The sequence below is a fragment of the Pedobacter sp. TM02 genome, assembly GCF_059705275.1.
This window is the reverse complement of the sequence record NZ_AP046530.1, coordinates 97046-119791: the sequence shown is the minus strand read 5'-3', so window position 1 is coordinate 119791 and position 22746 is coordinate 97046. Positions and strand designations below refer to the sequence as shown.

Below are 22746 nucleotides of genomic sequence, written 5' to 3'. Positions count from 1 at the left end.
AGTTGATAGTCAACCGCTTATGTGCCTTAACTATCAACCATGGACCATAAACCTAAGAAGATGAAAAGAAGAGATTTTTTAAAGAATTCTGCCCTTGCCGCCGCCGGCAGCTTGTTTGTTCCGGTGTTTATGAAACCTTTCGAGGCCTTGGCCTTAGACGAGCTGAGCCCTTACAAAAACCTGGTGGTGGTACAGCTTTCGGGTGGCAACGATGGCCTCAATACGGTTATTCCTTTTGGTAACGACATTTATTACCAAAAAAGAAAGAGCATTGCCATTAAGCCCGAGGATGTAATCAAACTGAACGACATGCAGGGCCTTAACCCTAACCTGGGTGCCTTGAGGGAAATCTACGACCAAGGCTGGATGACCATCATCAACGACGTGGGCTATCCCAACCCCGACCGTTCGCACTTCCGCTCGATGGACATTTGGCAAACCGGCAGCGACAGCAATCAGTTTCTTTCTACCGGATGGATTGGCCGCTACCTCGATTCGAATTGCGAAACGTGCAAATTCCCCTATACGGCAATTGAGGTAGACGATAGCCTGTCGTTGGCCCTGAAGGGAAACTCGAAAAAGGGAATTGCCCTCAAAGACCCCAACACGTTGTTTAGAAACACCAACGAAGCCTTTTTTAAACAGGTGCTCAACAGCAGCAAAGACCATTTGGATGAAGATAATTTGGGCTACCTGTACAAAACCATGGTCGAAACCTCCTCGTCGGCCAATTATATTCAGCAGACTTCCAAAATTTATGAAAGCAAAGCCACTTATCCCAACAGCGGTTTCGCCAATCAGCTTAAAACGGTATCGAGATTTATTTCTTCTGGCTTAAAAACCAAGGTTTACTATGTGTCGCTAAGCGGTTTCGATACCCACGTCAACCAGCTGCAGCAACAGGGCAACCTGTTTAAGCAATACAGCGAAGGCATGGCCGCGTTTTTAAACGACCTGAAGCAGCACGACAAACTGAACGACACCTTAGTGATTACCTTTTCTGAGTTTGGACGCCGGGTAGAACAGAATGCCAGCAACGGCACCGACCATGGCACTGCCAACAACCTATTTTTATTTGGGGGCCGGTTAAAAAAACAGGGCATTTATAACAATGCCCCGAATTTAAGTGATTTAGACAATGGCGACCTTAAGTACCAAGTAGATTTTAGAGAGGTTTATGGAACCATTTTAGACAACTGGCTCGATGTAAGCAATCAGCAAATCCTGACCAAGAAATTCCAAACCCTGGATTTTATCTAGTTGGCTGTACGCTTGAGTACGTAATATTTGTAGCTTCCATATTCGCCTACAATTACATAGACCTGAAAAAGCTCGTAGCCATAGTTTTTCATTTGGTTTACGCAATCGAGCACCGAGTTGAATTCGAGTTCCTTGCCCTTGTCATCTTTGATATAGGCTTCCTCTTCCTGGTTTATTTTCTGGCCATAATCCAGCTTTACCCATCTTTTGTTGCTCAGAAATTTTCCAACTTCCCTTAGCTCGATGTAGGGCGACTTGATTTCGCTCAGTTTTTGGTCGCCTACGGTTTGTGCTTTGACGCCAAATGTCATACCAATGGCCATAGCCATTAAAAAAATCATCTTTTTCATGTTCTTATTGATTATTTGTGTGTATCCTAAATATACACAATTGTAATATCCCAATAAGTAATTAGGGTTAATTTAACATGAGTTTGGCATGAAAATCCAACAGAAACATCCCGCTAGGCGCTGTAACATTCGGGCAGGTATTCGCTCTTAATAAAAAGCATATACATGAACCTGATTGGCAATATTATCTGGATTATTTTTGGTGGGTTATTGATCTTTTTCCAATATATTTTTGGTGGCCTTATTCTTTGCTTAACCATTGTTGGCATTCCATTCGGCATCCAATGCTTTAAATTTGCCATCGTTGGATTGGCGCCATTTGGCGTTAAAATTACCCACACTACTTATGGTGTAGGCTGCTTATCGACCATCATGAACATCATCTGGCTGATTTTCGGCGGTTTAAGCATTGTGCTTACCCACCTGCTTTTTGGCCTTTTGCTGTGCATAACCATTGTAGGCATTCCGTTCGGCCTGCAGCACTTTAAGCTAATGAGCCTGGCCTTTTCGCCGTTTGGCAAATCAATCAACTAGTTGTTTTTTATTTAGCCGGGGTAAATACCAGCAGTACCGTCCCGTCTTTCAAAAGCTGTAGCTTATTAGCGCTTGCTTTTAGGGTATTGGCGCTTTTAAGATCGTTGAGGAAATTGTTTTCTGCCTGTCCCACTTCTTCGCAGTACATCATGGTGCCAATAAGCTGATCAAATTTTACCGAATCGCCTTTGATGATTGCCGAGCCACCAAAACCGTTGCAAAACGATTTACCACTAACGCGATTGTTGCCGTCAAAACTCAAAGTAGCTTTGGCCTTGGCAGGCAGGGTTTTACCGGGCCATTCGCTTAATACCCATTTGGTGTTTGCCACATTGGCACTTTGCATTTTTGGGGCGCAGGCTTGAACAATCAATATCATTACTAAGCCAAAGAATACATGTTTCATGGTCATTTTGAATAGGGTTTACCTAAAGATAAGCAGCATTTGCCTGCTAAGCAATTAATCCGATCTTTTTCGAGTGACTGATGGCTTCTTCGCTATTCGTAAACAGGCAGGTGTGTATTTGGCTTTGTTCGAGCTCGCTTAAAAGCGCCAAGGTTTCCTTTTGTTTTTTGGGCCTGATGTTTCTGATGTAAACCGCAGCTATGTTTTGCGGATATCGCTTGGCAATGGTATGATAAATGACTGGGTCTTGCTGCGAGTTGTCGCCAAAAAAGATAAACCGTTGTTTCGGAAAGGCATCAATAATGCGCATCACCCTAAGCAGTTTTCCCTCGTGTCCGGTTTTCCCGGTTTTAAAGAGGCTTTTCCATCGCTTAAGCTGATTGAGCAGAAATGCGCCTTCTGGCAATTGGTTAAACCTAAAAGTCTCTACCAGGTAATCGTACAGGTTCCATTCGCTGCTCGATACATAAAAGAAAGGGTTAGGCTGCGTAGCTTCGGTATGGGCATTGGCCAATAATTGGTAATGCATTTGCGTCATGGCAAAGGTTTTGCGTGTGCGCGGATTACGGGTAAAGAGTTCTTTTAATCGCCGGCCCAATTTTGCCGAATGCGACACCATAACCGTATCATCTATATCAGAAATAAAGGCGTATTGGGTAATGTGGGGCACAAAAATCTCGCCATTGGCCGTTGCCAATACCTGATCGGCCTCGTCAACCGCATCAACCCTTACCTGGTGCCAACCAGCCGCTACGTTTTCTTGTGCTTGCCACTCGAACTTGAAAAAACCGTCGTACGCTGTTTTTTGATGGATAACCTGCGTATTAAAATGCAACCTGACCCGGGCAAAAGGATACGGCTTTACCATAAATAATTTAAACAGGTGCACCATATTAACCAAAAAATTACGGCTAAAGCCCTGCTTGGTTTTGGCTTTGAACTTAAACACATGGCCATAAAGCACCAAGTTATGGGTATGTCCATAGCCATGGTATATTTTTACGCTCAGTTTTTTATTCATGATATTTAAAACAGGCTTTGGCTACCAGTTGTTTTGTAGGCACTTCAAATTAGGTACGTGAAAACAAAAAAGCTTCTTTTTATCATCAATCCAGGTTCTGGTCACGGAACCCAAAATTTTGCCGAAACCATTGTTTCTTTTTTTAACGACAGGGAGGAGCAGGCTGAGCTTTACCAACTGCCTAAAAACTGTGCCATGAAAGAGCTGAAAGCCATCATCAAAAACGCAAAGGCCGACCGTGTAGTTGCCGTTGGTGGCGATGGCACCCTCAAATTGGTGGCCGAATGCCTGTTGGAAAGCGAAACACCTATTGCCATTATTCCGGCGGGCTCGGCTAATGGCATGGCCAAAGAGCTGGGCATTCCGTTGGAGATAAACGAAGCGCTGGATTTAGCTGCTACCGGACAGCCTAAGCAGATCCATGCCATCCTCATCAACAACCAGCTGTGCATACACCTGGCTGATATCGGCTTTAACGCCTACTTGGTAAAAAAATTTGACGAACTACCCGAAAGAGGGATGATTACCTATGCCAAAGCCCTCTGGCATGCACTTTGGAACCATCGCAAGATGGATGTAGAATTTTCAATTGGCCCAAAAACCATCCGGCAAAAAGCCGCCATGGTGGCCATTGCCAATGCCACGCAATACGGTACGGGGCTACAGATCAATCCCGACGGGAAATTGGACGATGAGCTTTTTGAAGTAATCCTGGTCAAAGAATATGCCATAATGGAAATTCTGAAGATATGGATCAGCAAATTGCCTTTCAACCCGAAAAAGATAGAGAGCTTTCAAACTACCAAGCTGCACATCAATACCAAGCATCGGGTACATTTTCAGGTAGACGGCGAATATTTGGGTAAAATAAGCGCGCTCAAGGCAAAAATTATCCCTCGGGCAATCCAGATAGTCGTTCCGGCTTCACATGCGCCAAAAACGAGCTCTAAATGAAATTTCCGGCTTAACTTCAGCCGCCCTGAGACGTCGTAGCGGTCAAACCAAGCGTACTATTACTTTTTCAGCTTAGCCTGCCTACATTGGATGAGGCAAACCATTAAGGCATTGAGCAAATGAAGAATTAAAGCGACCAAACCTCAGCCACTCTAAGGTGCCTTAGGTGGTTAAACCAAGCGCATTATTGCATTTCTTTTAGCTTTACTTGACCTCTAATGGTCAGGTAGAGCCTTACAAATTCGAACATGATGCAGACTTTGAGCAATACGTCAAACCATTTATCGCCGTAATAGCTCAATGCCTCGGGCAGCAAGGTAATAAAGCCAACCGAAAACACCCACAGGTATAACCTCAAAGGAAACTGGATGTAATAAAGCACGAAGCCGAATTTCTTCAATCTGAACTGTCCGTAAGCTCCAAACAGTACCAATATAAACATCGGGAACATTAAAATGGAGCTAATTTGAGCCGAAAGCTGATTGGGCAGTTTGTTAAACTGTGTAGCGATTTGCCACAATTGCATGGACATGAAAACGAGAGAAACGAGGTCGAGAAAAGCAAAGCAACGGAAAAGTAGGCGCATTTTTTATTTACAGTATTTATCCAAGTACTCCTTGGCCTTTGGAGAGCCCATATATTTAACAAAGTTGAATTCTTCGCAGGCACCAAGCTTATCGCCCTGCTTGTATTTGCTCAAACCGGCTTCAATCCTGCTGTTCAGGTAATCATCGTCAATGCCCAATTCGGCTTTGAGTTTCATGATTTTGGGCAGTTCTTCGGGTTTGAGGTTGCCATTTTCCTTGTTACGGTAATAGTTGAGCACCACATTAACCAAGGCCTGCTCATCTTTATAGCCTTTTATCGCAAGAGCGATATCGTTGGCACTTACAAATCGGCAGTCGTAGCCGTCGAGACTAAAATTAACGGGTACCACTAGCAAAGCCGTAGTATCGTGACTTAATGGTACAGTCCATTTGCCACTGCTCATCCGGATCAGCCTCAAAGCTTCATCGTCAAGATCGGTCCCCATGCCCTTGTTGATGGCAGTGTAATACACCCCGCCTTTGGCATTGAGCTTAAACCCTATACTTACCGTGCCCTGAATGCAGTGATGCAACGAATAGGCAGGATAAATGATGTTCCTTTTGATAAAGGCCGACAAGCCCCCTTTTATACTAGGTTGCTGCGCCTGCGCAAAAGTAGAAACGAAGAGCAAAAAAAGGGTGGCTATTCTTATCATGCTTCAATTTACGAATTTTATGGCAAAGCCGATGCAAAAGTCTGTGTTAAAATCAAGGCCGGATCTGGGCAGTTCTGCAAATAGGCCTCGCGCTGGGAGAATTGGCAAACACCTGGGTAATCGCCTTTAAGACCGTGCATGTCGAGTATAAGCTGCAAATGCAGGTGTGGCGGCCATTGTCCGTTTTCGGCAGGCTTTCCAAAGTGCGCAAAAGCCTTGCCTTTCGGTATAGTCATGCCTTCGTACAGATTTTGCAACGAGCTTAGCGCTAAATGGCCATACAAGGCATAAAAGGTGAGTTCGTAAAACTGATATTGCAGAATAATCGTAGCGCCGTAATCGCCAAAATTGTTGTTAAACCGAAAGCTGTGTACTTTGGCGTTGTAGCAATTATAAACAGGCGTTCCGGCAGGCCCCCAAATATCTACACCCAAATGCAGGCGTCTAGGTTCTTCGCCTTGGTCAAAATGCGTACTTCTGCTGTAAATGGTGCGATGTTCGTTATAACCGCCAACGCCATAGCGCGCCTTGTTTTTAGCCAATTTTTCATTAACCCAAGCCGAAAAACGACTGGTATCGACCAAAATGCTTGGGTCAAGCTCAGTATTGTTCGCCGTGAAATCGAAAGGCAAAAGCCGGTCGCTAGCAGGGTCAAAATCTACCACTTTGCCAATGAGGCCAATGTGTTTGTTTATGATTTCTTTAAACGGAAGCATCTTATTTTTTTAAAGGTCGAATCCAAACCTGTATCATTCCATTGGCACCTTGTTGGCCGTAAATCGCGGCCGAAAGTGGCCTGTAATACCTAGTAATAGCATCCAGCTCCTCAAACTTGATTTTTGCCAGCGTTGCGCTTGCCTCATTTGGGCGAACCATTACCTCGTTTACCATCAATATTGGCTTTTCAGCCTCAATGGCAAACACATCCCTAGCTTCGGCAAGTGCTTCACGTTTTTGTTGCTTGGATTGCCTGCTTTTAAGCTCGATGGTGATGAAGCCTTTCGAAAAATCCTCCACACCGAGCGCCTCCTCGGTATTGGCTATCGGATGCATCAGCATTACGCGCAACAAATCCTTAGCCGTTTTGGACTTTAGTTTTCTATTGAGCTTCAAACTATCCTTGGCTTCATAAAATCCTGAATAGGGCAAAAAGTATTCATAGTGGTGTACCGAGGGGATATGATTGTTATAAACCTTTACCAAGCTGTCGATATAGGTTTGGGTCAAGGGCTGGGCCTTGGCCAACAGGACGCTAACAAAAAGAAGAGCAAAACACAATACCTTTCTCATCAGCCTTTAAAAACATAGACGTAATTATAGATAAAATGCGACAAAGCACCAAAATTCACAAATAGATGCCATATTTCATGGGTATGGAAGTATTTGTACAGCGGTTTGTCCTTGGCATAGAAATAGGTGCCGCCAATGTAAAAAATACCGCCCAAAAAAAGCCATACCAAAGCCATTGCTGGCAAGGTTTCGACCATTTTGGTAACGAACGGAATAATGAGGCAGCCCATGGCAATGTAAAGCCCGGTTGATACCGCCTGGTTTTTGAGGCGGTTAAAGATCTTGAGCAAACAACCTACCAGGGCAATAGACCATACCAAGCCGAACAGCAACCAGCGGACCCAGCCCTCAAACACCAGTAGCGCCGTAGGCGTAAACGAGCCGGCAATCATCAAATAGATGCAACAATGGTCGAATTTTTGCCAAAAACGGATGCCATATTCTGTTTTGGGCAGGCTATGGTAAATGGCGCTTACGCTAAACAATACCCAAATGCCAATTCCGTACACATAAGCGGCGGTATAAGCAAAAGAGGTACTAGCCGCCTGCAGCAGCAAATACAAAGCCGGAATGGCCAAAATGGCCGGTACTGCATGGGTAAAAAAATTTCCTGGTTCGCGAATGTACCTATTGGTCTGCATCGGTTGGCTCGTCTGTATCTTTTCGTTCCTTGGCTATTTTATCGAATATTTTATCCATGTGCTCCACGTATTCGTTGGTATCGTCTACAAAAAACGAAAGCGTTGGAATAACCCTAGCCTGATGGCGGATGCGCGAGCCCAGTTTATACCTGATTTCGCTGGCATGTGCATTTACGGTAGCTACCGATAGACTGGTATTGTTGGTATTCAAAAAACTCAAATATACTTTGGCTACGGCCAAATCGGGCGATACCCTAACTTTGGTAATGGTTACTAACGTATTGGGCAAATAAGAAGCCCCTTCGCGCTGAAAAATTGCGGCCAGTTCTTCTTGTAATAATCCTGCAAACTTCTGTTGTCTTTTACTTTCCATAATCTCAAATATCTATATCCAACTGCTGCATTGGATGGCTAAAGCATTTGTTGCAATATAAGCCTTTTCCAGATGTGCACGCTCTTTTTTCTTAATATAGCAGCTTATCGTAGGGATAGCGCGTAGTATGTAGGACTTTTACTTTATCGTACAGCAGCTGCTTAAATTCTTCTACGTTTTCCTTTAGCGTTGCCGAAATAAAAATGGCCGGATCGTTATGATGTGCCATCCAGCTTTTTTTGAAATCGGCCAGGGTAAGCGGCGCTTCTTCTTCGTCTTCATGCCTGTCTGTTTCTGGCGTTACGTAGGCATCGATTTTGTTAAAAACCATGATGGTTTCCTTGTCGCGGGCACCCAGGTCTTTCAGGGTCTCATTTACGGTATGGATCTGGTCTTCAAAATTTGGGTGCGAAACATCGACCACGTGTACCAGAATATCGGCTTCGCGCACCTCGTCTAAGGTTGATTTAAAACACTCGACCAAATGGTGTGGCAATTTTCTGATAAAGCCCACCGTATCCGAAAGCAGGAAAGGCAGGTTTTCGATCACTACTTTTCGAACCGTGGTATCTAGCGTAGCAAAAAGCTTGTTCTCTGCAAATACATCCGATTTGGAAAGCATGTTCATGATGGTTGATTTGCCCACATTGGTATAGCCTACCAAGGCTACGCGGATCAGTTGTCCACGGTTTTTGCGTTGTGTTTCGTTTTGGCGGTCAATCAGCTTGAGGCGTTCTTTGAGCAGGGAGATCTTCTCCAAGATCATCCGCCTATCGCTTTCAATCTGGGTCTCGCCCGGACCACGCATCCCGATACCGCCCTTTTGACGCTCCAAGTGGGTCCATAAACGGGTTAATCGAGGCAATAAATATTGCAGCTGGGCCAGCTCTACCTGCGTTTTGGCCTGCGCGGTTTGCGCCCGTCCGGCAAAAATATCCAAAATCAGGTTGCTCCTGTCTAAGACCTTTACCTGCAGTTCGCGCTCAATATTGCGCAGTTGCGACGGCGAAAGCTCATCGTCGAAAACCACCATGTCTATTTCTTCTGCCTTTACATAAGCCTGTATTTCTTCGAGCTTTCCGGTGCCCACAAAAGTGGCACGATCGGGCTTGCTCATGCGCTGCGTAAAAACTTTTTCTACCTTTCCACCTGCCGTATCAACCAAAAAGGCCAATTCTTCGAGGTATTCTTTGGTTTGTTCGGGTTTTTCGCCCGGCATAATCACCCCTACCAGAACGGCTCGTTCTTGCTTAAGGGCAGTATCGTAATATTTCTGTTTTCCCATTGTATGCTACAAAGATACGAAATCTAAGTTCGTTTCATTTTGCACCTATAAAACTTCGGCTAAAGCGCTAATGTTTTAGAAAAATGTCCCTTAGCATAGAAATTGGTCGGCAAAAAGAGGAGGCTTTGAGCTAGACTTGCTGGTGAAGAACACCAACAAGGGTACCAAAACGCAATTAAGGCTAAATGCTTTATTTTTAACGAAGCCATTTGCCCGCTACTAATTGTTGGCGAATAATACCAACATTAGCGCCGTTGGCAGCAAAAAGCAACAAGAGCATATCAATTAGAAAAGCAAGTACAGCATTTCATGGCCGCAACAGCCCCGCTGTACGCTTTACTTCGTGCCCGCTGCCATCGGGTTTAGGGAAGACGAGTGTAAAGTCCTATTAAAAGCTCTGGATTGGCCGTTTACCCCAAACCCCATAAAAAGGGCCTCTTTTTCAAGAGGCCCTCATCAATTAACTGTATTTCCTAATGGAATTGTGCAAACCACGCACGTCATTTGTTAATTAATCATTAAATTGGTAGACCACGCCACCAGTAATGTAAGTATTTGAAAAAACCGGGGTTTCGGTTTTAACCACCTTGCCATTAACCAATATCTCAAGTTTGATGGAACCTGTAATCCTGTAATTTTCGGTTATGCTCAGGCTAACATCGCTTGCATAGTTTACGGTTTTGGTAATTGTTTTCGAGAAAGGCAGCGATTGACCGGTTAGCTGGGTATCGGCATCTGTTTCGTTGGTAAAACGGATGTCCATTACCCCAATATTATCGCCCGACACCTTGCTTACGCGGTATTCGATGGTCACATTTTTAGGATAACCTTTGCGCGGATCGGCCACATCGTCGGATTTCTTGCTGCAGGCACTCAATAGGGTTAGCACCATTAGAGGCAACGCTATATAGCATAGCTTTCTCAGGTTTTTCATCTTTTTCATAGTCTTATCTTTTTCGTTGTAACTACGACAAAGTTAGCTTTGTGCCTTATGCCAGTCCATCACGGAAAACCAGTATTTTAACACCCAAAAAACACGTGTTTTTATTAAATCAAGGCATTTCTGCAGTGGCTACAATGAGCAGCGCCTGCAAAAAATGGCTGTTATTCGCTAAGAATCAAAAAGCCCGATCCGGATTTACCATCCAGACCGGGCTATTCCTGATTTTAACCCATGCTATTTACCGAACGTATAGCTTGTGGTAGCAGATAATACTGTACCTGTTCCGATGTTTTCTTTAACGAGTTTGCCGTCTACCCAAATCTGTACCTTTAGGCTAGAGTTGGCACTTGCACCTGATCCGTTTGCGCCAAAATTAATCACTAATACAGACGAAGGAATAGTCAGCTCAGCACTGGTAAACGTTCTGCTGTTTACCGAAGTATTGGTGGTTACATCGCCAGTTGCGTTGGTAAACAGGGCAGTCGAAATGCTGGCATCCGTAGAAGTTTCGGCCTTGAACACTACTTTGTGTGTTCCGGCAGGTGTTTCATCGTCTTTTTTGCTGCATGAGGCCAAAATTGCAAGAGCCATTAACGGGAGTACGGCTAGTAATAGTTTTCTAAAGTTTTTCATCTTATTAGTTTTTAGTGAGTAATGCCAACTAAAAAACAAACACTATGCCATTAACTCAAAAGAAAACAATAACATGCCTTGTTCAAGCCCTTAAATTACAGACTATAAACACTTTACGAAATCTGAAATCGCCTGACCGGGATTTTCGGTTTTCATAAAGTTTTCGCCTATCAAAAATCCATTATACCCTACACTTTTGAGCTCCTTAATGGTTTGTGGCTTGCTAATGGCACTTTCTGATATCTTCAAAAACGTATCAGGAATGTGGCTCACCAGCTTGAAGGAAGTTTGGATGTCTACGGTAAAATCGCCCAGGTTACGGTTGTTTACGCCAATGGCGTTTACGTAGGGGCAAATGCTGGCTTGCAGCTCTTCAAGGTTGTGCACTTCCAACAACACGTTTAACCCGAGGCTTTGCGCAAAACTGCCCAGTTGGGCAATTTCCTGTGGGCTTAAAATAGCGGCAATGAGCAGGATGATATCGGCACCCCAGGCCTTTGCTTCCAACATCTGGTATTCGTCTATCATGAAATCCTTACGCAGGATGGGAATTTGATTGGCCGCTCTGGCTTGTTGCAGATCTTCGGCCTTGCCTCCAAAAAAATCGGCATCGGTAAGCACCGACAAGGCCGAGGCACCGGCTTGGGCATAGGCTTGGGTTACCGATGCCACATCGGCCGTTCCATTAATCAGCCCCTTTGATGGCGACCTGCGTTTAAATTCGGCAATGATACCGGTACGTTGTTCGTCCAACAGAAAATCCCTGAATACCAAAGGCTGCCTGCCAAAATGCGCATAAGCCTCCAGCTCTTTTACGCTCACCCGGCTTTTGGCCAAGGCAACTTCTTCTTTTTTGCGGCGAACGATTTTATCGAGTATGTTATCTCCAGCTTTTGAAGGAGTGCTTGATTTTTCCATGTTTCTTTCAGTTATAGGTTAAAGCCTCTTTGAGGACTTGAGATGGTTAACCAGTTTTTCATCATTTGCTTGCCATTGGGCGTGAGCACGCTTTCGGGGTGGAATTGTACGCCGCACACATCATACTCGCGGTGACGCAAGGCCATGATCTGCTGGTCGGCATCGATGGCCGTAACGTGCAGCACCGAAGGCAAATCGGCAGGATTAACCACCCAGGAGTGGTAACGGCCTACCTCCACCTGTGTCGGACAGTCTCTAAACAACAATTCGCTTTCGTCTAGCACCGTAACTGGCGTGGCAATGCCGTGCATAGGCCGGCCCAAATTGAGCAGGCTGCCTCCAAAGGCTTCGGCAATGGCCTGCTGGCCTAGGCAAACGCCCATGATGCTTTTACGCGGCGCATAGGTTTTAATTACCTCGAGCAACAAACCTGCTTCTTCGGGTATACCCGGCCCTGGCGAAAGCAAAATCTTATCAAACTGCGCTACCTCTTCAAGTTCAAACTTATCGTTTCTCCATACTTCGGCCTCAAAGCCCAATTCGTTAATGAGGTGTACCAAATTATAGGTGAAACTATCGTAATTGTCAATTACCAATATCTTTTTGCCTCCTGTTAAGGCTTGATTATTTTCCATCTCAATCGTAAATCGTAAATCTAAAATCCTAAATCTCTTCAGCCATTGCAATTGCCCTGCGCAAAGCGGCTATCTTGTTGTTTACTTCGTTCAGTTCGCTTTCGGCCACCGAATCGGCTACGATACCGGCACCTGCCCGGTAATGCAGCTGGTTATTTTTGCTCATAAAGGTTCGGATCATAATGGCGTGGTTAAAATCGTCGTTAAAACCCATGTAGCCAATGGCTCCTGCGTAAAAATTACGGCTCAGCTTTTCATAGTGATCAATCAGTTGCATGGCCTTGTATTTTGGCGCGCCACTCAAAGTTCCAGCCGGATAGGTATCGGCCACGATTTTGAACGAGCTGGTTCCTTCCTGCAAATTCCCGCTTACTTTAGACACCAAGTGGATGAGATGCGAGTAGTACTGCACTTCCTTAAACGATTTGACTGCTACACCAGTACAATGCCTGCTCAAATCGTTACGCGCCAAATCAACCAGCATGACATGTTCGGCGCTTTCTTTAGGGTCTTGTTCCAATTTTTTGGCCAAGGCTGCATCTTCTTCGTCGTTTCCGGTACGCTTAAAGGTGCCTGCAATGGGGTAAATACTGGCCACGCTGTTGCTTACCGTAATCTGTGCCTCGGGCGAAGAACCAAACAGCTTGAAGCTGCCATAGTCGAAGTAAAACAGGTAGGGCGAAGGATTGATAGAGCGCAGGCAACGGTAAACATTAAACTCGTCGCCCAGAAAGCCTTGCTTAAAAGCCCTCGAAGGTACAATCTGAAAAACATCGCCTCGATAGATGTGCTTTTTCAGCTGTTCGACCATCTCCATAAAGCCCTCGTTGCTCAGGTTCGATTCTTCTTCGCCATTAACCCGGAAACTATACTCTGGAAAGTTCTTGTTTTGGATGAGGTATTCGATTTTGGTCAGGTCGTCGTTATCGTCGTCGTTAAACACGTTTTTGAACAAGGTAATCTCGTTCTTGAAGTGGTCGATGGCAATAATATAACGATACACATGGTATTGCATGGTTGGAATCGTCTCATCGGCCGGAGCAGTCGAAGTAAATTTGATATCCTCAAAATGCTGCACGGTATTCCAGGTAAAATAACCGAACAAGCCTGTCGATATTTTTTTATCAACTGCGGGGCTTATCGGTTTAAACTGTGCCTTAAATGCCGTAATTTCATCGGTAAGCACAAAGCTGTCCTTGCTGCTTTTCTCGCCATCGGGGAAATAGGCACTCAGCTGCTCGTTTTGCAAAATCAATCCGGCTACAGGCTCGGCGCACACATAGCTCGTAGCATTTTCACGGCTATGGTAATCGGAGCTTTCGAGCAAAATGGTGTTTGGGAACACATCGCGCAGGCGCAGGTAAATGCTTACCGGCGTAGTGGTATCGGCTAAGCGCTTTTTGGTGTGTGTGTGTATCTGGTATGTTTTCATAAGCTTCTATTTTCTTTAGCCGCCATTTCAATTGATTGGTCGGGCTTTGCCATGGCGGTATTTCAAAACAAAAAACCCGACGTGTGGTTCCGTCGGGTTTTGAATGTGGTTTAAGTTTAGGTTTAAGTTGATAAACTATAAGGTACACAAGGCTACGACGCAACTCTGTTTAGAATTACCACGCCATTGCCAAGTATGTATATTGTTAATCATCGTGGAGCAAAAATATATAAAAAGTTAAATAATCAAAATATTTTGAATTTTTTTCGAATGCCTACTCATCAGTACCTTAACCTTAAGAAACCCCAAAGAAAGTTCTCGAAGGGTCGCTTTTTACCATCATAAAAATCGTGGCGATGATGATCAGCAGCCCTAGACCAAAGAAAACGGCAATATTCTTATGTTTCGCCGCAGCATCGGCCACTTTTTTAGACCTCGAATTGCCTACGGTAATCAAAATGATGGCCAAAATCATCATGCTGATATGCTCCATTTTCCAGTAACGGCCCATGGCTACCGAGCTGTCTATTTTGTACCAGCCGTTTAAAAAATATACCGCCAAGCCCAACAACAACTGGATATGGGCACTTACCAAGGTAAAAACATTCAGTTTTCTGTTGCCTTCGGTATAAGGCTTTTTGCCTAGCCAGCCTGATAACGCATTGATTACGGCAATTACCAACAGGATAAAAACTACATAGCGCCAGCCTGAGTGCGCACTTTTAAGGATATCGTTCATTGTATAAGCAATTTAATTTTTTGTCAAATCCAAAAATAGCTAATTAATGGCAAATGCAAGTCCAATTACTTTATTTATAAACCTTCTTAATACAGAATTAACAAGCGCTGCTTAATGTAATCATCGCCTTACAATTACTTAATCAAAGCCCGGTTTTGAGTTAATGTAGGGGTTGGATTTTTGCGCCAAACAAATTAATCAGCTATGAGGTATTTTTTACTATCCATTATTATGCTCTGCTTTTGGGGTACCAGCAAGGTATCGGGCCAAACTACGCAGGCTTCTATTTCGGGCATTATTGCCGATGAGCAGAAAAAGCCTATTGCAGGCGTTTCGGTTCAGGTCAAAAACGAATCAACTGGTTTTACCACCAGAACCAACACCAACGCCACCGGCGAATTTACTTTTAAAGAACTGCCTTTGGGCGGGCCTTACACCATTAAGGCTACTTTTACCGGCCTCGGCGACCAAACCCGTTCGGGCTATATGCTGAACCAGGGCGATGCGGTTAAGGTAAACATTAACATGCTGGCCACTTCGCAAACCTTGGAAGCGGTACAGGTGGTGGCATCCGGACTGAGGAATAAGGTACAAAACTTTGGCGCCTCCACCGAAATCTCGGCCAAAGCCATTACCAAACTTCCTGTAAACGGCCGTAACTTTACCACGCTGATGGATCTTTCGCCATTGAGCCGTGGCGGCAACATTGCCGGTCAGCTGGGCTCGTCTACCAACTATACCATTGATGGCATGAATGCCAAGAACCCTACTTCGGCGGGTTCTACCACCAGCAGAAGCGGTGCGCCTTATTCGATTTCTATCGAAGCCGTAAGGGAATTTAAGGTGGTAACGAACCAATACGACGTAACTTTTGGCCGTGCCGGCGGCGGTACCGTAAGTGCAGTAACCAAAGCGGGTACCAATACCTTAAGTGGCAGCGCTTTTGGCTATGGCCGTGCCGATTGGTTGGCCAGCCCGTACGATATCAGAGGCAACAAACGCGTGAACGATTTTTCTACCTATCAGTATGGCTTTACTTTGGGTGGCCCCATCATTAAAGACAAGCTGCATTATTTTGTGGCCTGGGACCATCAGAAAGATTCTCGTCCGTTGATTATTGCTGACATCAACTCTCCGGCCGACGAAGCGAGATTTAACATTACAAACACTACCTTGAGCAGCTTCTTGAATATTGCTCGCAACAAATACGGTGTAGCCAACTCGCCACAATATGGCAGTTTCCCTAAAAAACGTGGTTCTGATGCGGCTTTTGCCCGTTTAGACTGGCAAATTGATGGCAAGAACTTGCTAACCGTTCGCGACAACTATACCAACGACAGAAATCCACTTGGGTTGGCTGATAACACTTCCATCAACTTCTTCGAAAGCTATGGCAACGACAAGAACGTAGACAACAGCTTATTGGCCACTTTGCGCACCACCGTGAGCAGCAAGGTAACCAACGAACTGAAGTTCCAGCACTTGTACACTTTCCAAGCCAGTACCCAAAACGATCAATTGAGTTATGCCATTCCAAGGGCTATTGTTGGCAACTTGACCTCGATTCTTTCTGATGGAAGCACGAAATCTACTTCGGTACAAATTGGTGGCCATCGCTTTGGCCAGGAAGGATTTACCAATAACGTATTCCAATTGGTTGATAATTTCTATTACAACACCGATAAGATCAAATATACTTTTGGTGCCGACATCATGTACACCAATGCCAAATCGCTATATGGCAGCGAGGTGAATGGCCGTTTCGAGTACACCAATACGGGAACAACTGCCACTTCGTTACAGAACTTTGAGAACCTGATTCCAAACAGGTACTATCGCGAAGTTCCCTTGGTGGCCGACCCAAGCGTTAAAGCCGGCATCTGGAATGCCGCATTGTATGGTCAGATGCAAACCAAATTAGGCTTAGGTTTAGACCTTACCGCTGGTTTACGTGTTGATTACAGCGCCTATCCTACTTCGCCATTGAACGAAACCTTGTTTCAGGAGCTGGGCGTCAGAACAGACAACAAGCTGACCCAATTTTTGGTGCAGCCACGCATCCAGTTGAACTGGGATATCAATGAAAAACATACCGATTATGTACGTTTTGGCGCAGGTATCTTTGGTTCAGACATCAACAACTATGTAACCATTAACAACCTCACTTTTGATGGCAAGCATTTGGCTACGGTAGATGTTTTTGGTACCGATGTACCTACGCCAAACTTCCCTGGCTACAGAACCGGTGTAAGTGCGCCTACTTTGCCTAACTTTCAGGTGCCGACCATCAATACCAATGCGGCCGATGCCCAGGTTCCAGTTATTTATAAAGCCAACATTTCTTACAGCAAGCTGATTACCGACAAGCTAAAAGTTGGGGTAACCGGCTATGCTTCTTTAGGTCGCCACAATTATATGTATGTTGACCGAAATATGGCCGCCAATCCGTTCTTTACCCTATCAAACGAAGACAACCGTGGTGTTTATGTGCCGAGCATCCCAAGCAATGGTACCGCCGACTGGAAAACCGGTCGTTTGAGCAACAAGTTTGGCCGTGTATTGGAGCTGAACAGCCAAGGCCGCGTAAACCAGTTTGCCGTAGTGCTCGATGCAACTTGGCAGTACTTTAAGGACGGCGAAATTTCGGCCAGTTTTACCTGGAACGACAGCAAAGACAACACTTCGTTTAACGGTAACGTAGCCAACTCGGCAACCTTATCATTGCCGGTAAAAGACGATCCACGAAACCTGAGCAAAATGAGTTATTCTGATGGTCAGTTCCGCAACAAGGTGGTTATCTATGGTACTTTGCCTACATTCTATGGCGTTTCTATTGGGGTTCGCTACTCGGGCATTGGCGGTACGCGCTACACCTTGTTATCTGGAGCCAACAACAACGGCGATTTTGTAACTACCAACGATTTGGCTTTCATTTTCGACAGGAACAATCCTAATGTACCTGCAAACGTACGTACAGGCCTGCAAGCTTTGCTTGACAATCCGCTAGCCAGCCAAAGCCTGAAAGATTATATTTTGAAATATTCTGGCAAAATTGCAGAACGTAATGGCGGCATCAATGGTTTCTTTGGTACGGTTGATTTAAGGGTTAGCAAAAAAATCAAGATCCAAAAATCGCATAACGTAGAAATCTCGGCCGACATCTTCAACTTTGCCAACTTACTGAACAAAAAATGGGGAGTAAACGAGTCGTTGGGTAGCCAAGCTTTATATGCCTTGGGTATCCCGGCATCGGGTGGCAATCCGGCTGTTCCGAACTTCGACACCACCAACAAGGTATTTAACTACCGTGTAAACAATTCTGGCGTGGTTAACCCATCGGGCAATCCTTACCAGTTCCAAATTGGTTTGCGCTACGGATTTTAACAATTAGGCAAGCCATTCAGGATTTTGTGGCTAACCAAACCCCACTTGCATTTGCAGGTGGGGTTTTCTGTTGATGATTGGCTTGGACTAAACCGCCCTCAGGTGTCTCAGACAGTGAAAAAATTAGGTCAACCATTCAGGCATTAAGAAATAATCAACATGAAGCATTGCAATACTAGGCTAAGCCTAGATTCCAGATGACAAATACCGTAAATACATTCACGTGCTTCAAGGTGATAAAAACAACTACCATCGGCTTTAGTAATTTATTGCGCCGAAAATGTAAAATAAAAGTTAGGTAAGGTATAAATCTTTATTTATCAATAGCTTTAAGGTCTTAACTTAACAACAATTATGAAGAAAATTCTACTCGCGCTCGCGCTGGTGCTTTCTACTGCATTTTTGTTTGCACAGCAGACTTATCCCGTTAACGGTTCTTTCGACATCAGACCAGGATTGTACGCTTTTACCAATGCGAACATTGTAGTTAACGCCAATCAAACGATCAGCAATGGCGTATTGCTGATCAAAAACCAAACCATCCAGTCGGTAGGCACTGGCACCGCAATTCCGAAAGGTTATGTGGTGATTGATTTGAAAGGAAAATACATCTATCCTTCGCTTATCGATGCCTTTACCACTTATGGCATTCCAGAAGCACAGCGCGCCCAGGCTGCAGGCGGTTTCTTTGGACGCCAGTCGGTTTTTACCTCTACCAAAAAAGGAGCTTACGGATGGAATGAAAGCATCCGCCCCGAAGTGGAAGTGAAAAGCATCTTCACCATCGATACCAAAAAGGCAGACGACCTGCGCAAAGCCGGTTTCGGGAGCGTAAACGTCATCAGTCGCGATGGTATTGCACGTGGTACCTCCGCCGCCGTTACCCTAAACGATGGCAAGGAAAACGAAGTGATGCTGAACGACCAGAGTGCAGCCAACTACTCGTTTAACCGCGGTACTTCTACCAATGACTATCCGTCTTCATTAATGGGTTCTATCGCCTTGCTGCGCCAAACCTATTTGGATGCCAACTGGTACAAAAACCAAAAAGAAGAATACAATATTTCTTTAGAGCAATTCAACAAACAACAAAGCTTGCCACAGCTTTTTGAAGCCGATGGCTGGGCCAATATTTTGCGCGTTGATAAAATCGGAAAAGAATTCAACAAACAATTTATCATCAAATCTACCGGCGACGAATACCAACGCATCGATGCCGTTAAAGCCACAGGTGCTACGTTGATCATCCCGGTCAACTTCCCTAAGGCTTTTGACGTAGAAGACCCTACAGAAGCCCGCAACCTGAGCCTTGCCCAATTAAAAGGCTGGGAGCTGGCCCCAACCAACCCGGGCGTGCTGGAAAAAGCAGGCGTTAAATTTGCCCTCACTACTTTCGGCCTCGAAACCCCTAAAGATTTCTGGACTAATTTGACGCAAGCAATTACCAACGGACTAACCGAAAAACAAGCCTTAATGGCTGTTACCGAAATCCCTGCAGGGCTTTTGGGCATCGGTGATAAAGTAGGCACGCTCGAAAAAGGCAAATTGGCCAACTTCCTCATCACTTCAGACAACATCTTTAAACCAGGCAACATCATTTTCGAAAACTGGGTACAGGGCAAACGCTTTGTGGTTAACAAAATGGATGTAACCGACTTGCGTGGCACCTACAGCCTCAACATCGATGGCGTAGGTACTACCCTGCTAAAAATTACAGGCACAAACGGCGGATCGACCGCAGCCATTGAGCGTTTGGGCGCCGACAGCGTAAAAACCAACGCTACTTTTAGCCGCACTGGCGATTGGGTAACCATTACCTTTAACCTGAAGAAAAATCCGGTTGGCGATGTTCGCTTGAGCGGTTATTTAACCAGCGCCAGCCCATTAACCTTTAAAGGCGATGTGATTTTGAATTCTAGTCCGGCAGGAGCCTGGAACGGCACCTTTAAGGAAGCCGCCAAAGAAGCCCCAAAACGCGAAGAACCTAAGCCAGCTATCAACAATGGCTCGGTAATCTTTCCGTTTATTGCTTTCGGCACCGCAACCTTGCCTACACAGGAAGCTGTATTACTTAAGAACGCAACAGTTTGGACCAACGAAAAAGAAGGCATTCTGCAAAACGCCGACGTGCTTTTAGAAGGCGGCAAAATCAAGGCTGTAGGCAAGAACTTATCGGCAGGCAATGCCAAGGTCATTGATGCGACCGGCAAACACATTACTGCCGGATTAATTGACGAGCACTCGCACATTGCGGCCAGTGGCGGCATCAACGAAGGTGCCCAATCGGTTTCGGCCGAGGTGCGCATTGCCGATGTCATCAACTCTGAAGACGTTAACATTTATCGCCAGTTGGCAGGTGGGGTAACGACTTCGCACATCCTGCATGGCTCGGCAAATCCTATCGGTGGACAAACGCAGCTCATCAAATTGCGCTGGGGCAAAACACCTGAAGAACTCAAATTCGCAGGCAGCGATGGCTTCATCAAATTTGCCTTGGGCGAAAATGTAAAACAAAGCTCGGCCCAAAACAACCAACGTTTTCCGGCAACCCGCATGGGCGTTGAGCAAACTTATGTGGACGAGTTTACCCGTGCCAAGGAATACGAAAAAGCATTGGCCGTAAAAGGCAACAACGTACGCAGGGATTTAGAATTGGATGCGATTGTGGAGATTTTAAATAACAAGCGCTTCATCACCTGCCACTCTTATGTACAGAGCGAAATCAACATGCTGATCCATGTAGCCGATAGCCTGGGCTTCAAGATCAACACCTTTACCCACATTTTAGAAGGCTATAAAGTGGCCGACAAAATGAAGGCGCATGGCATTGCAGGCTCAACCTTTTCCGATTGGTGGGCCTACAAAATGGAAGTACAGGAAGCCATTCCTTACAACGGAAAAATCATGCACAACGTGGGTATCACCACCGCTTTTAACTCTGACGATGCCGAAATGGCACGCAGGCTAAACCAAGAAGCCGGTAAGGCGGTATTGTACGGTGGCGTACCAGAAGAAGAAGCCTTGAAATTTGTAACCCTTAATCCTGCCCGTATGTTGCACATCGACAACAAAGTAGGCAGTATAAAACCAGGCAAGGATGCCGATGTAGTGGTTTGGTCGGCCAACCCGCTTTCTATCTATGCCAAAGCCGAAAAAACCTTTGTCGACGGTATTGCCTATTGGGACATAGACCGCGATGCACAAACTCAAAAAACACAGCAGGCAGAAAAAGCGCGCCTTATACAAAAGCTTTTGGAAAGCAAAAATGCTGGTGCACGTACGCAGCGCGCATTTGGCGAAAGGCCGCCAAGATTGTATGCCTGCGAAACCCAGGAAGATTATTGGGCAGAAATGAACCAAATGGAAGGAGAACACAATCATGAATAAATATATCAGCACTGCAATAGCCCTGTTCGCCAGCAGTACTTTGGCTTATGGGCAGGCCAACATTTCTCCGGCTAAGCCCCAAAGCCAAAAAATTATTGTAATGGGCGCGACTATCCATACCGGCAACGGCAAGGTAATCGAAAATGGCTACCTCACCTTTGATAAAGGCAAAATTACCGGCATAGGCGATGCCACTACCGTAAAATTCAGCACCAACGATGCCCGATTGATTACGGCAAGCGGCAAGCATATTTATCCTGGTTTTATTGCCCCCATTACCAATTTGGGCCTGATTGAAATCGAATCGGTAAAAGCAACCATCGACGAAGACGAATTGGGCGAAAACAATGCGCATATCCGCTCTATTATTGCCTATAACACCGATTCTAAAGTTCCGGCTACTTTGCGCAGCAACGGTATTTTAATGGCTCAAATTACGCCAAAAGGCGGCAGCATCTCCGGAAGTTCGTCGGTAGTGCAATTAGATGCCTGGAACTGGGAAGATGCCGCAATCAGAAAAGAAGATGCCATGCACATGACCTGGCCAGCTACCCCACGTGGCAGAGGCGGTTTTGGTGGCGGTGGCCGATTTGGCGCTGCGCCTGGTGGCGTAGATCCTAACGAGCGTACCCAAAATGCCATTGCCGAGCTTAATAAGTTCTTCACCGAATCAAAAGCCTACACAGAAGCCACTCCCGCCGTAACCAATACCCGGATGGCGGCCATGAAAGGTGTTTTTAACGGCAGCGAGAAACTGTTCATTACGGCCAATGCACAAAAAGATATCGTAAGTGCGGTAATGTTTGCCAAAAAATTCGGCATTACGCCCGTTATTGTAGGTGGCGATGAGGCTTATCTGCTAACCGATTTCCTCAAATCGAACAATGTAGCCGTAGTGGTTAAACAGCCACACGCCCTACCCAACAACGCCGACGACGATGTAAACATGCCTTATAAAAACGCGGCTTTGTTAAGCAATGCAGGGGTAACCGTAGTGTTGAGCATTGATGGATTTTGGCAACAACGCAACCTGCCTTTTATGGCGGGCACAGCCGCTGCCTGGGGCATGAGCAAGGAAGATGCACTTAAAACCATTACTCTAAATGCCGCCAAGGCCATGGGCGTTGATCAAACTACCGGAAGCCTGGAAATTGGCAAGGATGCTACCTTCTTTATTTCGGAAGGCGATGCGCTCGACATGAAGAGTAACAAGGTGGAAGAAGCCTTCATCCAAGGCCGTTCTATCAACCTTGACAACCTGCATAAACAGCTCGACAAAAAATTCAGCGATAAGTACGGAATAAAATAGCCGATTGGC

22 protein-coding genes are annotated in these 22746 nt (G+C 45.4%); 6 read left to right on the top strand and 16 right to left on the bottom strand.

Going from position 1 to position 22746, the window contains the following annotated elements; all coding sequences use genetic code 11:
• Positions 1-60: 60 nt before the first annotated feature.
• On the top strand, positions 61-1260 hold the full coding sequence (locus AC6H1S_RS00550; protein WP_199138898.1) for a DUF1501 domain-containing protein: 1200 nt from the start codon (positions 61-63) through the stop codon (positions 1258-1260).
• Here AC6H1S_RS00550 and AC6H1S_RS00545 read toward each other — a convergent pair.
• Complete coding sequence (locus tag AC6H1S_RS00545) at positions 1257-1610, bottom strand: hypothetical protein (protein WP_199138900.1); 354 nt, start codon at positions 1608-1610, stop codon at positions 1257-1259. The two genes, AC6H1S_RS00550 and AC6H1S_RS00545, sit on opposite strands and share 4 nt — an antisense overlap.
• Before the next feature lie 165 nt (positions 1611-1775).
• Between AC6H1S_RS00545 and AC6H1S_RS00540 the strand changes: the two genes are divergently transcribed.
• The gene (locus AC6H1S_RS00540) at positions 1776-2144 is read left to right on the top strand and encodes a YccF domain-containing protein (protein WP_497564749.1); all 369 of its coding nucleotides are present in this window, start codon (positions 1776-1778) and stop codon (positions 2142-2144) included.
• Positions 2145-2151: 7 nt separating this feature from the next.
• On the opposite strand, the gene AC6H1S_RS00535 is transcribed toward AC6H1S_RS00540, so the two are convergent.
• Together AC6H1S_RS00535 and AC6H1S_RS00530 are read right to left on the bottom strand one after the other, a co-directional pair.
• A complete protein-coding gene (locus AC6H1S_RS00535) occupies positions 2152-2550 on the bottom strand; it encodes an META domain-containing protein (protein WP_497564748.1) in 399 nt (132 codons plus the stop codon).
• A gap of 46 nt (positions 2551-2596) precedes the next feature.
• Positions 2597-3571, bottom strand: a complete 975-nt coding sequence (locus AC6H1S_RS00530; protein WP_497564747.1) for an App1 family protein phosphatidate phosphatase — start codon at positions 3569-3571, stop codon at positions 2597-2599.
• Between the two features lie 57 nt (positions 3572-3628).
• Here AC6H1S_RS00530 and AC6H1S_RS00525 point away from each other — a divergent pair, with 57 nt between their 5' ends.
• Positions 3629-4525 (top strand): diacylglycerol/lipid kinase family protein, encoded by an 897-nt coding sequence (locus AC6H1S_RS00525; RefSeq protein WP_497564746.1) that lies wholly within the window; start codon positions 3629-3631, stop codon positions 4523-4525.
• A 184-nt stretch (positions 4526-4709) separates the two neighbouring features.
• Here AC6H1S_RS00525 and AC6H1S_RS00520 read toward each other — a convergent pair whose 3' ends face one another.
• From AC6H1S_RS00520 to AC6H1S_RS00460, 13 genes are all read right to left on the bottom strand, one after another.
• The gene (locus AC6H1S_RS00520) at positions 4710-4967 is read right to left on the bottom strand and encodes a hypothetical protein (RefSeq protein WP_497564745.1); all 258 of its coding nucleotides are present in this window, start codon (positions 4965-4967) and stop codon (positions 4710-4712) included.
• 147 nt (positions 4968-5114) lie between these two features.
• A complete protein-coding gene (locus AC6H1S_RS00515; protein ID WP_497564744.1) occupies positions 5115-5768 on the bottom strand; it encodes an energy transducer TonB in 654 nt (217 codons plus the stop codon).
• A 17-nt stretch (positions 5769-5785) separates the two neighbouring features.
• Complete coding sequence (locus AC6H1S_RS00510) at positions 5786-6484, bottom strand: peptidoglycan DD-metalloendopeptidase family protein (RefSeq protein WP_497564743.1); 699 nt, start codon at positions 6482-6484, stop codon at positions 5786-5788.
• A gap of 1 nt (position 6485) precedes the next feature.
• The gene (locus AC6H1S_RS00505) at positions 6486-7058 is read right to left on the bottom strand and encodes a hypothetical protein (protein ID WP_497564742.1); all 573 of its coding nucleotides are present in this window, start codon (positions 7056-7058) and stop codon (positions 6486-6488) included.
• Complete coding sequence (gene trhA / locus AC6H1S_RS00500; RefSeq protein ID WP_497564741.1) at positions 7058-7699, bottom strand: PAQR family membrane homeostasis protein TrhA; 642 nt, start codon at positions 7697-7699, stop codon at positions 7058-7060. The genes AC6H1S_RS00505 and trhA overlap by 1 nt, the downstream gene beginning before the upstream one ends.
• Positions 7686-8072 (bottom strand): 30S ribosome-binding factor RbfA, encoded by a 387-nt coding sequence (gene rbfA / locus AC6H1S_RS00495; protein ID WP_199141878.1) that lies wholly within the window; start codon positions 8070-8072, stop codon positions 7686-7688. The genes trhA and rbfA overlap by 14 nt, the downstream gene beginning before the upstream one ends.
• A 91-nt stretch (positions 8073-8163) precedes the next feature.
• Entirely contained in the window at positions 8164-9357 is a 1194-nt protein-coding gene (gene hflX / locus AC6H1S_RS00490; protein ID WP_199141879.1) for a GTPase HflX, read from the bottom strand.
• A gap of 511 nt (positions 9358-9868) precedes the next feature.
• Entirely contained in the window at positions 9869-10300 is a 432-nt protein-coding gene (locus AC6H1S_RS00485) for a hypothetical protein (protein ID WP_199141880.1), read from the bottom strand.
• Positions 10301-10534: 234 nt separating this feature from the next.
• Entirely contained in the window at positions 10535-10933 is a 399-nt protein-coding gene (locus tag AC6H1S_RS00480; protein ID WP_199141881.1) for a hypothetical protein, read from the bottom strand.
• A 102-nt stretch (positions 10934-11035) separates the two neighbouring features.
• On the bottom strand, positions 11036-11851 hold the full coding sequence (gene trpC / locus AC6H1S_RS00475) for an indole-3-glycerol phosphate synthase TrpC (protein WP_497564740.1): 816 nt from the start codon (positions 11849-11851) through the stop codon (positions 11036-11038).
• Positions 11852-11862: 11 nt separating this feature from the next.
• The gene (locus tag AC6H1S_RS00470; RefSeq protein ID WP_497564739.1) at positions 11863-12486 is read right to left on the bottom strand and encodes an anthranilate synthase component II; all 624 of its coding nucleotides are present in this window, start codon (positions 12484-12486) and stop codon (positions 11863-11865) included.
• 28 nt (positions 12487-12514) lie between these two features.
• Positions 12515-13918 (bottom strand): anthranilate synthase component I family protein, encoded by a 1404-nt coding sequence (locus AC6H1S_RS00465; RefSeq protein WP_497564738.1) that lies wholly within the window; start codon positions 13916-13918, stop codon positions 12515-12517.
• Between the two features lie 295 nt (positions 13919-14213).
• On the bottom strand, positions 14214-14657 hold the full coding sequence (locus tag AC6H1S_RS00460) for a cytochrome B (protein ID WP_497564737.1): 444 nt from the start codon (positions 14655-14657) through the stop codon (positions 14214-14216).
• A 204-nt stretch (positions 14658-14861) separates the two neighbouring features.
• Between AC6H1S_RS00460 and AC6H1S_RS00455 the strand changes: the two genes are divergently transcribed.
• From AC6H1S_RS00455 to AC6H1S_RS00445, 3 genes are all read left to right on the top strand, one after another.
• Positions 14862-18041 carry a TonB-dependent receptor gene (locus AC6H1S_RS00455; RefSeq protein WP_497564736.1) on the top strand — a complete coding sequence of 1060 codons (3180 nt, stop codon included), beginning with the start codon at positions 14862-14864 and terminating at the stop codon, positions 18039-18041.
• A gap of 354 nt (positions 18042-18395) precedes the next feature.
• Positions 18396-21428, top strand: a complete 3033-nt coding sequence (locus AC6H1S_RS00450; protein ID WP_497564735.1) for an amidohydrolase family protein — start codon at positions 18396-18398, stop codon at positions 21426-21428.
• Positions 21421-22737 carry an amidohydrolase family protein gene (locus tag AC6H1S_RS00445; protein ID WP_199140698.1) on the top strand — a complete coding sequence of 439 codons (1317 nt, stop codon included), beginning with the start codon at positions 21421-21423 and terminating at the stop codon, positions 22735-22737. The genes AC6H1S_RS00450 and AC6H1S_RS00445 overlap by 8 nt, the downstream gene beginning before the upstream one ends.
• Positions 22738-22746: the final 9 nt, after the last annotated feature.